This is a genomic window from Clostridium sp. ZBS2, assembly GCF_023845855.1.
Lineage (GTDB): Bacteria > Bacillota > Clostridia > Clostridiales > Clostridiaceae > Clostridium > Clostridium aquiflavi.
In genome coordinates this window covers 234,787-246,112 of the sequence record NZ_JAMQIF010000010.1, presented here as the reverse complement: position 1 = coordinate 246,112, position 11,326 = coordinate 234,787, and the positions used below count along the sequence as shown (strand labels likewise).

Below are 11,326 nucleotides of genomic sequence, written 5' to 3'. Positions count from 1 at the left end.
TGCTTATGTATATATCAATATTCTACTAAAACATAGCCTATTTTATATATGAATTAGGAGGAAAAAACAGTGTCTTTAATACACAAATTTAAACAAGGTGAAAACTTTTTTGTTTTAGACGTAAATACAGGTGCAGTACATGTAGTTGATGAATTAGTATATGATTTAGTTGATGATAATAAATTAAAATCTAAAGAAGAACTTATTAAGACTTTAAATAATAAATATGAAGAAAATGTTATTTCAGAAGCATATGATGAAATACTTGAACTTATAGATAATGGAATACTTTATTCTAATGATCAATATGAAGATATAGCTCATAGCTCTATGGATGATAGAGATTACATAAAAGCTGTATGTTTAAATATAATTCATGGATGTAACTTAAGATGTAAATATTGTTTTGCTGATGAAGGTGAATATCATGGACATAAAGGCGTAATGAGTCTTGACGTTGCTAAAAAAGCAATTGATTATGTTGTTAAGAGAAGTGGTCCAAGAAAAAACATAGAAATAGATTTATTTGGTGGAGAACCAACTATGATAATGGACACTATAAAAGATATAATTAAATATGCAAGAGACAATGAAAAGAAGTGGAATAAGAACATAAGATTCACAATGACAACTAATGCTACTCTTTTAAATCCAGAAATGATGGATTTCATGGATAAAGAAATGGGTAATATAATATTATCATTAGATGGAAGAAAATGTGTTAATGATAATGTTAGAATTAAAGCTGATGGAAGTGGATCATATGATGATATAATTCCTAATATAAAAGAAATGATAAAAAGAAGAACTAAGGGTAAAACTTTCTATGTTAGAGGAACATTTACTAGAAATAACACAGATTTTTATGAAGATGTTATGGCTATGATCAATGAAGGTTTTGATGAAATATCAATTGAACCAGTAGTTTTACCAGATGAACATTCTCTTTCATTAAGAGAAGAAGATTTAGAAACTATTTTCAAAAATTATGACAAGCTATATGAAGAAATGGCTAAGAGAAAGAGAGAAGGAAAAGATGAATTTAACTTCTATCATTTCAATATAGATCTTCAAGGCGGACCTTGTGTCTATAAGAGAATTTCAGGTTGTGGTGCAGGATTTGAATATGTAGCAATAACTCCTCAAGGAGATGTTTATCCATGTCATCAATTTGTTGGAAATGAAGAATTTAAATTAGGAACTATATATGATGATACTTATGATTCAGAATTAGGAAAGAAATTTAAAGAAGCACATATATATAATAAACCTAAATGTAGAGATTGCTGGGCTAAATTCTACTGTAGTGGTGGTTGTCAAGCTAACAACTTTAATTTCAATGGAGATATGAAGATTCCATATGAAATAGGATGTAAAATGCAAAAGAAGAGAATTGAATGTGCTATAGCTCTTAAAGCTGAGTAATAAAATTAATGGACTGCTATATAATAATTATTTTATTATATAGCAGTCCTATTTTTATACTATTTAATATAATATGATTCTCATAAAAATTAATATGATTTTTATGGAATCTAACATAATATTTTTGCTAAATTGTAACTTTAATAGATAAAAAATATATAATATATAAATTTATGCTAAAATATGTTCGATAATTAAAAAATAAGAGTATATAGGGGGACAAGAAATGGAAAATGACAGAGTTATTAAAAAATCAATAAAAAGTTTACTTACAGGAGTTATATTAGTATCGCTTCTGGTTATTTTTTCTTTAACAACTATAATAAGCATATTTAATATAAAGAATAGCATGACGGATGTTTTACTAGATAAATCTATTGAAGTAGCTAATGAAATGAATTCTTTAGTTGAATACATAATTCAGAATGAAGATAATCCTATTGAAAAATTACAAGAAATAGTTGATAAAAAAGCAAAATTAGATAATATTACATACATTGTCGTAGTTGATAAAAATAACAAAGCAGTAGCACATAGCGATGAACAAAAAATTGGAAAAGTATACGATGATGATTACACAGTAAATGCAGTTCAACAAGGAAAAACAACAGCACGTAAATTTTATGCAGATGTTCAAAAAATTTGGGCATATGACATAATGGTTCCAATAAATTTTCATGGAGAATTATATGGATCATTAGATATAGGAATACCTATTAGCGGAATAAGCTCAGTTATAAATGATTTTGCTAAAGTACAAATAGTAATTACTGTTATATCATTAGCTTTACTTACAGTAGTATTAGTTATTCTTTTAAATAAAAGTTTAAAACCATTAAAAGATCTTATGGGAATTATTGATGATATAAGCAATTTAAATTTAACAGAAAATAAATTATTGGAACAATATGCGTTAAAACAAGATGAAGTAGGTAGGATATCTAAATCTATTTTAAATATGAGAATTGTTCTTGGAAAAATGGTTGCATCAATACAAAATACATCCAATGAAATAAATGATTTCTCTAACAAATTAGTTGATACTACAGAAATGTCTATTAACTCGTTAGATGGAATTTCAAATGCAATATCAGAAATAGCTAGTAGTTCTCAAAAGCAATCAGAAGATATTCAAGAAGAAGTTTCTCAAATAAATGATTTAAGTAATGAAATAGATAATATATCTGATGAAACAATAGTAACTTTTGATAAAATAAATTACACAAGAACTTTAAGTGAACATGGGATTGGTGTTATGAATAATTTATCTAGTTGTTCTGAAAAGAATAGAGAGATTTCAAATAACATAAAATCTATTGTTATGGATGTTGATAGTAATTCGAAAGAAATAAGTAGTATAGTTGATACTATTAATGAAATTGCTAATCAAACTAATCTTTTAGCTTTAAATGCATCCATTGAAGCAGCAAGAGCAGGAGAAAGCGGAAGAGGATTTACAGTGGTTGCAGAAGAAGTTAAAAAACTAGCTGAAGAAACTTCTAAATTTACTAATGAAATAAGAAGTAAAATTAATGCAATACAAGAAAAATCTAATAATGCAGTTATTTCAGTAGAAGAAAATATTGCAGTTGTTAATGAAAACAATCAAGCTGTAGTAGAAACAGAAGATATCTTTAATAAACTTTCAGGTGAATTATTTAATTTATCAGAAATAATAAATAAAATTGTAAATTACAATAAGACTATGATAGGAAATAAGGATACAATTTTAGATATAATTCAAAATACTTCAGCAGCATCAGAACAAACAACAGCTTCTACGCAAGAAATTAGCAGTATATCTAAAGAACAATTATTAAGTATGAGAAGTTTAAGTGAGGAAGTTGATAGATTACAAGAATGTTCAAATATTCTTACAGAAGAGGTTAATAAATTTAAACTTTAATATTGGAAAAAATGTATATATATGATAAAATGAAGTGTATATTTTATATTAATTAAAAAGCAGGAGGTGAAGAACATGACAAATTTCTTTTTAGTAAATACAATTTTAAATAGATTACCTATGTCAATATTTGGAATTTCATATATTGTTTTTAATTTTACGGGCGTAGTCTATCTAAAATTAAATAGTGTACTAAAAAGAAGTGAGTTATCTTTGCCTTAAATTATTGATTTGTAAAATTTAAACCTAGGTAAGGACGATCTTACCTAGGTTTAATTTTTGTTTAAGTATTATTTAAATAATACCTATATTTGTGATGTATCATTTATTTCATTCAAAATATAATGTTTTACATTGTTTATATATTTTAATAGCTTAATTTAATGATTTTAACTCGGGTAAGAATTAATTACCCGAGTTTTATTATTTTAAATCTATGTTAAAGATATGTTGATATATGCAATGAGCAATTAGACATTACATATATCAATACTTGTTAAAACATAATCTATTTAAAAAACTAAGATTATTAAAGAATGGAGTAGGTGTTATAAATGATGGAGTTAGCATTAAAAGAAGTAAAAAAATATTTTGGTGGAAATAAAATTTTAAGTAATATTACTTTTGAAATAAAGGAAGGAGAAAGAGTAGGCCTTATTGGAAATAATGGAAGTGGTAAAACCACAATTTTCAAAATTATTGCGGGAATTGAAAATAAAGATGGTGGTTCAGTATTTATTAGGAAAAATTCAAAGATAGGATATCTAAATCAAATACCTGAATATCCTAAAGGATTTAAAGTCATTGATGTATTAAATAGTGCATTTGAAGACTTACATCAAATAAAAAATGAAATGGAAATTTTAGAATCTCAAATGAAAAAAACAACGGAGAAAGACTTAGAGATAATATTAAATAAATATTCTAATTTGAGTTTAGATTATGAAAATAAAGATGGTTATAATATAGATGAAAAATTAAGTAAAGTTTGCACTGGATTAAAGTTTGACGAAAGTATTTTAAATAAGGACTTTGTAAATTTAAGTGGTGGAGAAAAAACAGTCGTAATGTTAGGAAAAATTTTATTGCAATCTCCGAACCTACTTCTTTTAGATGAACCATCAAATCATTTAGATATGGAGTGTATTGAATGGTTAGAAAATTATATAAAATCATATAAGGGAACAGTAGTAATAATATCTCATGATAGATATTTTTTAGATAATTCTGTAAGTAAAATAATTGAATTAGAAGATGGTGAAATACTACATGAATATAATGGAAACTATTCTTATTATATTAAAGAAAAAGAAAGAATAGTAAATGAGCAATTTGAAGCATATAAAGATCAACAGAAAAAAATTAAAGCAATGGAGAAATCTATTAAACAGTTGAGAGAGTGGGCTATACAAGGAGATAATGAATCATTTTTTAAAAGAGCAGAAAGTATTCAAAAAAGATTGGATAAAATAAAAAGAATAGATAAACCGGTAGATAAAGCCAAAATAAACATTAATTTTGTTAAAAGCGATAGATCAGGAAACAATGTATTAGATATTAAAGATTTGGAAAAGAGTTTTTATAATAAATTGATATTAAAAAATTTAAATTTATCAATAAAATATGGTGATAAGATTGCTATAATAGGCAATAATGGTACTGGTAAATCAACAATATTAAAATTAATATTAAATGAGGTTAATTTAGATAAAGGAAAAATAACGTTAGGTCATAATGTTAAAATTGGATATCTTCCACAAAGTGTAAGTTTTGAAAATGAAGAATTAACGGTTTTAGAAGTATTTAGAGAAGATATTAATATTTTAGAGGGAGAAGCAAGAAATATATTAGCTAAATTTCTATTTTATGGTGAAAGTGTTTTTAAGAAAGTAAAAGGTCTTTCAGGTGGAGAAAAAAGTAGACTTAAGCTGTGCAAATTAATTCAAGATGATATAAATTTACTTATTCTTGACGAACCTACTAATCATTTAGATATAGATTCAAGAGAGATGCTTGAAGATTCATTAATGAATTTTGAAGGAACCATATTATTTGTATCACATGATAGATTCTTTATAAATAAAATTGGTAAGAGAATATGTGAATTAGAAAACAGAAAAGTTACTAATTATTATGGTGATTATGAATATTATAAAGAAAAGAAAAGTGAAAATAAGATAGAAAATATTAATAAAAATAGAGACAAAAAATCTAAAACCAATAAAGTCAAAGGTAATAAAAGTAATATAAAGAATATGGAAAAAGAAATAAAAAATACAGAAAGAATAATTGAAGATTATGAAAAAATAATTAATGAAATTGATAATAAAATAAATACTTATACAAGTAATTATGAAAAATTGATAGACCTATATAATGAAAGAACAAGGATACAAAATAAATTAGATAAGACATTAGAAAAATGGATGAATATGAATAGTTAATTTAAAATTTATAATGATATAATAAATCGTTATAACATTATAAACTTTATTAATTCAGCATTATTAAAATATATACTGAATTTAAAAGAGTATTTTAAGGGGGAAGATTTTTGCAAGAGTATATTTTTGAAAATAATTTAAAGTTAATATATAAAAAAAGTGAATCAGAATTATCTTCTATATGTATATCTTTAGAAGCAGGAGCAGGAGTAGAAAAAGATATTTTAGGAATAGCGCATGCTACAGAGCATATGGTATTTAAAAATACTAAAAATAGAAATGAAGCACAAATAAACAAAGAGTTAAGTTCTATATTTGGGTTTCATAATGCTATGACTAATTATCCATATGTAATATATTATGGAACTCTACTTGGTGATGAACTTGAAAAAGGATTAGAGATTTTTTCGGACGTAATTATAAATCCAGAATTCGTTGAGGATGGATTTAAAGAGGAAATGAATGTAATAATAGAAGAACTTAATGAATGGGATGAGGAAGTTGAACAATATTGCGAGGATAAGCTATTTTTAAATTCATTTCAAAATAGAAGAATAAAATATCCTATAATAGGTCTTGAAGATCAACTTAAATCTATAAAATTAGAAGATGTTAAGAAGTTTTATGAAGAATATTATTTTCCGGGAAATACGTCTATTGCTGTAATATCTTCACTAGAATTTGAAGAAGTAAAGAACTTAGTAGAAAAATATTTCGGATTATGGGAAAAGAAAATTAAAATAATAGAAGAAGTTTATTATGAAAATAATATTTCAGACAGATTTTTAGATAAAAGAGAAGGTTTAAAAACTTGTAAGGTTCAAATGATTTTTCCTATACATGAACTAAATGATAATGAGATTAGTTTATTAAGGGTATTTGATGAGTATTTTGGACAAGGCGTAAATTCATTGCTTTTTGATACATTAAGAACTAAAAATGGACTTGTTTATGATGTTATTACTAATATTGCTCATGAAAAATATATAAAACTTTATAAAATTACATTTAGTACATCAAAAGAAAATGTAGATAAATCTATAGAATTAATAAAACAATGTATCAATAAACTTGCTGAATTAAAAAATAGCATTGATATGGGGGATATAAAACAACTAATAAAGTCTTATAAACTTAAAAAATTGTTTAAAGAAGAAAAGAGTATTGTACTAGCAAAAGAAATTTCAACTTACGATACTATGTTTGGTGATTATAAAGTATATACAAATGAAAGTCTTAATTTAAATAATATAAGTAAAGAAGATGTATTTAATGTAGGAATAAAAACATTAAAGAATCCTTCAATAGAAATTATATCTTAAAGATAATATTTACTAACATTATTATATTTTAAGAAAAGTTAAGAGTGTAATATAATGGCGTAGTGGCATTGAAATTTGCTTTTTAGAACTCTTAATGAATATTGTCACATTTACTGCTTGTACCAACTTTATATTGGGAGCAAGCTAAAATTGGACTATATTCATTATTAGTGTTCTTAAAGTAAATTTCACAGTCCACAAGCTTTATATTACACTATTAACTAGTAGTTAAAATATATATAGGAAAGGGAACAATATGAAAGAACGTATTCCATTGTTAGATGAATTGATAAAATATCATAAAGAAAAGAATTTATTGCTTTCTATGCCTGGCAATAAAGCTGGCTTAGGTTTTTTAAGAGATGATATTGGAAAGGAATTTGCGGAAAATTTAGGATTTCTTGATATTACGGAAGTAGATCCTCTAGATAATCTTCATTGTCCTGAAGGAGTTATAAAGGAAGCTCAGGAGCTACTTAGTAAAACTTATAATTCAAAAAAAGCTTATTTTTTAGTTAATGGAAGCTCTTGTGGAAATTTAGCTTCAATATTTGATGCGTTTGATGAAGGTGATGAGGTTATAGTAGAAAGAAATTGCCATAAATCTATATACAATGCATTAATTTTAAGAAAATTAAAGGTTAGATATATTGAACCAATAGTAGATCTTGAAAAAGATATATTTTTACCTCCAAATAAAGAAAACATATATAAGTCATTAGAAAATTGCAATAATCCTAAAGGAATAATTTTAACTTATCCAAATTATTTTGGAATAACGTATGATATAGAAGAAATTTTAAAAGATTTAAAGAAAAGAAATTTAAATATTATTATAGATGCGGCTCATGGAGCACATTTTGGACAAAGTGAAAAGTTACCTAAAGACATATATTATCTAGCTGATTATGTTGTTTTAAGTGCACATAAAACTTTGCCAGCATTAACACAGGGGGCATACCTTTTGGTTAATAATGATAGTGAAAGCATAGAGTTTTATTTAAAAACTTTTATGAGCACTTCACCATCATATTTAATTATGGCTTCTTTAGATTATTCAAGACATTATTTAGATGAATATGGAGTGAATGATTATAAAGAATTAATATGCAATTGCGAAATATGGAAAGATAAAATTAATTCTTTAAATAAAACGTATATACTTTCTAAAGAAGACTTAGAATTTGAATATGATATAGATAGAACAAGATATGTAATGTTATTACCAAGTGGGTATAGTGGACATAAATTTCTGGATTATTTAAGAGAAAATAAAATACAAGCTGAAATGAGTTTTTCAAGAGGGGTAGTTTTAATATTATCTCCGTTTAATACTGAAGGTGATTTTGAATATATTTTTAAGGTCATAGAAAATTTAGATATAGAAGTATTAAAAAATAATAGCGATGTTAATGCTAAATATTATAATCTTGTTCCAAATAAAAAATTAGAACCGCATGAGGTATTTAAATTAAAAGGAACTTATCGCAAAGTAGGAGAGAGTGAAGGAAAAATATCTAAAAATATGATAATACCATATCCACCAGGAATACCTTTAGTTTGTCCAGGAGAAGTAATAAGTAGGGATGCAATTAATATAATAGAAGATTATATTTTGAATAAAAAAAGTATTATAGGTGTAGAAAATAATATAATAGAAGTTGTTGATTAGCTAAATAAGTCCAATTACAATGTCACTTTACTTATTGCATATATCAACACATATTTAAAACAGAGCTTAATAAAAAATAAAAATAATCCTATATTAGTAGAAAATAACTAAAGGTTATTATAATGACTACTTAATAGGATTATTTTTAGGTGTATCATTTTTGTTATTAATCACATTCATGACAATTAGAATTTAAATGAAAGATAGTTGTACTATCTTCACTACATGTTGCCCCACATATTGTACATTCTTTATTGTAACTTGAGTTATAAGTTACAATCTCACAATTATCTTTTGTATCATTAAATTCATGATACGAAACTTTACCACTATCTACATTTGCTTTTGTAATTTTCCATGAGTGAGTAGGCTCATTTGTATTTGCAAAAACGTTAAGTGAAGTAGAACCTAAACAAATAAATGCTAATACTCCGCATAATAAAAATTTTTTCATAAATTTCAACTCCTTCAATCAATATTAACATAATATGTAAATAATAAAAGTTAATTTTAATATAGCAAATTGACGAAAAGTTAAGAAAATATGCAAAAATAAAATGAATTATCAATTAAATCAATAAAAATATAAAATATTTTTAAATAAATATTGAAAATATTATTAAATTATTATATTATATTAATAATTAAAGAATGATTTTATTTATCTTATCTACAAAGGGGGAAGTGGACATGAATGAAAAACGGGATCAATGGGGTAGCAAATTGGGATTTATTATTTCGGCTATAGGTTCAGCAGTAGGCTTAGGTAATATATGGAGATTTCCATATGTAGCATATTCAAATGGTGGAGGAGCATTTTTAATTCCTTACTTTTTTGCTATTTTTACTGCAGGTATACCATTATTAATATTAGAATATGGAATGGGGCATAAATATAAAGGATCAACACCACTTGCAATGGCAAGAGTAAATAAAAAGTGGGAGTGGCTTGGTTGGTGGCCTACAATCAGTGCATTTATTATACTATGCTATTATTCAATGATTTTAAGCTGGGCTATTAATTATTTAAGATTTAGTTTTACTAGAGGTTGGGGAAATGATTCAAATTCATTTTTTCATAATGATTTTTTACATTTAACTTCATCACCATTCGATTTTGGTGGGATAGTTTGGCCTATATTTATAGGAATCGCTATTATTTGGCTAATTAATTGGACTATTTGTTATAAAGGAATAAAAGGTGGAATAGAAAAAGTAAATAAAGTTCTATTACCAATGTTAATAATAATTATGGTTGTAATAGCCATTAGGGGAGTAACATTAGAAGGTGCATCTTTAGGATTAAATACATTATTTACACCAGATTGGTCAAAAGTGTTAGAACCAAAAGTATGGATAGCAGCATATGGACAAGTATTTTTTTCATTAAGTTTAGCCATGGGAATAATGATAACATACTCAAGTTATTTACCAAAGGAAACAGACATTAACAATAGTGCTTTTATGACAGCTTTTGCTAATTGTGGTTTTGAGTTTTTATGTGCTATAGCAGTTTTTGGAATATTAGGTTATATGGCTAATGTTCAAGGTGTTTCTGTGTCAGAAGTTGCTTCAAGTGGAGTTGGTCTTGCGTTTATAGTATTTCCAGAAGTATTTAGCGCAATGGGAAGCTGGGGAATTATTTTAGGAGTTTTATTTTTTGCATGTTTAATATTTGCAGGTATTACATCTACAGTTTCGTTAACAGAAGCAGTATCAGCGCCATTTGTGGATAAATTTGGATGGAAGCGTAATAAAGTAATAACAGTATTTTGTTTAATAGGATTTTCAACAAGTTTACTTTTTGCAAGTGGAGCAGGATTATATCTATTAGATATAATAGATAACTTTATAAACAATTACGGAATAGTTGTTGTTGGATTATTAGAAGTAACTTTAGTAGGATGGATATTAAAACCTTATATAATAAGAGAGCATACAAACGATATATCATATTTTAGAATAGGCAAATGGTGGGATGTTACAGTCAAATATTTAACACCAGCAATATTAATATTTATGTTAGTACAAAGTTTAATTACAGAAATTAAATCTCCATATGGTGGATATTCATTAAGAGCATTATTTATGTATGGTTGGAGTGTAATATTAATAGGAATAGTATCATCAATTATTATTACTAAAAAACCATGGAAAAATAAAAATATAGATAATTTTGAAGAGCAATAAAAGTATATAGGAGGAATTTATAATGAACAGCATAGCAATAACTTTCTTTGGATTAGGTGCAGTGGTTTTATGGGGAGGTTTAATGTTAACATTAGGTATAACAATTTATAACGAGAAAAAATTAAAAGTACAATAAATAATTAGAATGACTAAGGAAATACTATATTATGACCTTAGTCATTTTTAATATCTTAACTTGGAGTATTTTAATTTTTTCAAATGTTTTATTATAATATAAGTATATAATTTCTATTATTATCCATATATTAAAAGATAAACATTTAAACTCCCATAAAGAAAAGAGTTTAAATTTAGTATAAGTTAATAAATAGAAATAATTAATATATAAAGGCTATGTTTTAGCAGA

9 protein-coding genes are annotated in these 11,326 nt (G+C 25.3%); 8 read left to right on the top strand and 1 reads right to left on the bottom strand.

Going from position 1 to position 11,326, the window contains the following annotated elements:
- Window positions 1-69: 69 nt before the first annotated feature.
- The 6 genes from scfB (at window position 70) to NG918_RS07480 (ending at window position 8,769) form a co-directional block, all read left to right on the top strand.
- Entirely contained in the window at window positions 70-1,425 is a 1,356-nt protein-coding gene (gene scfB, locus NG918_RS07505; protein WP_252225530.1) for a thioether cross-link-forming SCIFF peptide maturase, read from the top strand.
- A gap of 226 nt (window positions 1,426-1,651) precedes the next feature.
- Window positions 1,652-3,331: a methyl-accepting chemotaxis protein gene (locus NG918_RS07500; protein WP_252225529.1), complete on the top strand. Its 1,680-nt coding sequence runs from the start codon at window positions 1,652-1,654 to the stop codon at window positions 3,329-3,331.
- 75 nt (window positions 3,332-3,406) lie between these two features.
- Window positions 3,407-3,553 (top strand): hypothetical protein, encoded by a 147-nt coding sequence (locus tag NG918_RS07495; RefSeq protein ID WP_252225528.1) that lies wholly within the window; start codon window positions 3,407-3,409, stop codon window positions 3,551-3,553.
- 332 nt (window positions 3,554-3,885) lie between these two features.
- A complete protein-coding gene (gene abc-f, locus NG918_RS07490) occupies window positions 3,886-5,775 on the top strand; it encodes a ribosomal protection-like ABC-F family protein (protein ID WP_252225527.1) in 1,890 nt (629 codons plus the stop codon).
- A gap of 110 nt (window positions 5,776-5,885) precedes the next feature.
- Window positions 5,886-7,097, top strand: coding sequence for a M16 family metallopeptidase (locus NG918_RS07485; protein WP_252225526.1), 1,212 nt, complete (start codon window positions 5,886-5,888; stop codon window positions 7,095-7,097).
- A gap of 256 nt (window positions 7,098-7,353) precedes the next feature.
- Window positions 7,354-8,769 carry an aminotransferase class I/II-fold pyridoxal phosphate-dependent enzyme gene (locus tag NG918_RS07480; protein ID WP_252225525.1) on the top strand — a complete coding sequence of 472 codons (1,416 nt, stop codon included), beginning with the start codon at window positions 7,354-7,356 and terminating at the stop codon, window positions 8,767-8,769.
- Window positions 8,770-8,935: 166 nt separating this feature from the next.
- Here the strand turns inward: NG918_RS07480 and NG918_RS07475 are convergent, their stop codons facing one another.
- Window positions 8,936-9,223, bottom strand: coding sequence for a hypothetical protein (locus NG918_RS07475; RefSeq protein ID WP_252225524.1), 288 nt, complete (start codon window positions 9,221-9,223; stop codon window positions 8,936-8,938).
- Window positions 9,224-9,459: 236 nt separating this feature from the next.
- Here NG918_RS07475 and NG918_RS07470 point away from each other — a divergent pair, with 236 nt between their 5' ends.
- The gene (locus NG918_RS07470; protein WP_252217005.1) at window positions 9,460-10,959 is read left to right on the top strand and encodes a sodium-dependent transporter; all 1,500 of its coding nucleotides are present in this window, start codon (window positions 9,460-9,462) and stop codon (window positions 10,957-10,959) included.
- Between the two features lie 22 nt (window positions 10,960-10,981).
- Window positions 10,982-11,095, top strand: a complete 114-nt coding sequence (locus NG918_RS07465) for a MetS family NSS transporter small subunit (RefSeq protein WP_252217007.1) — start codon at window positions 10,982-10,984, stop codon at window positions 11,093-11,095.
- Window positions 11,096-11,326: the final 231 nt, after the last annotated feature.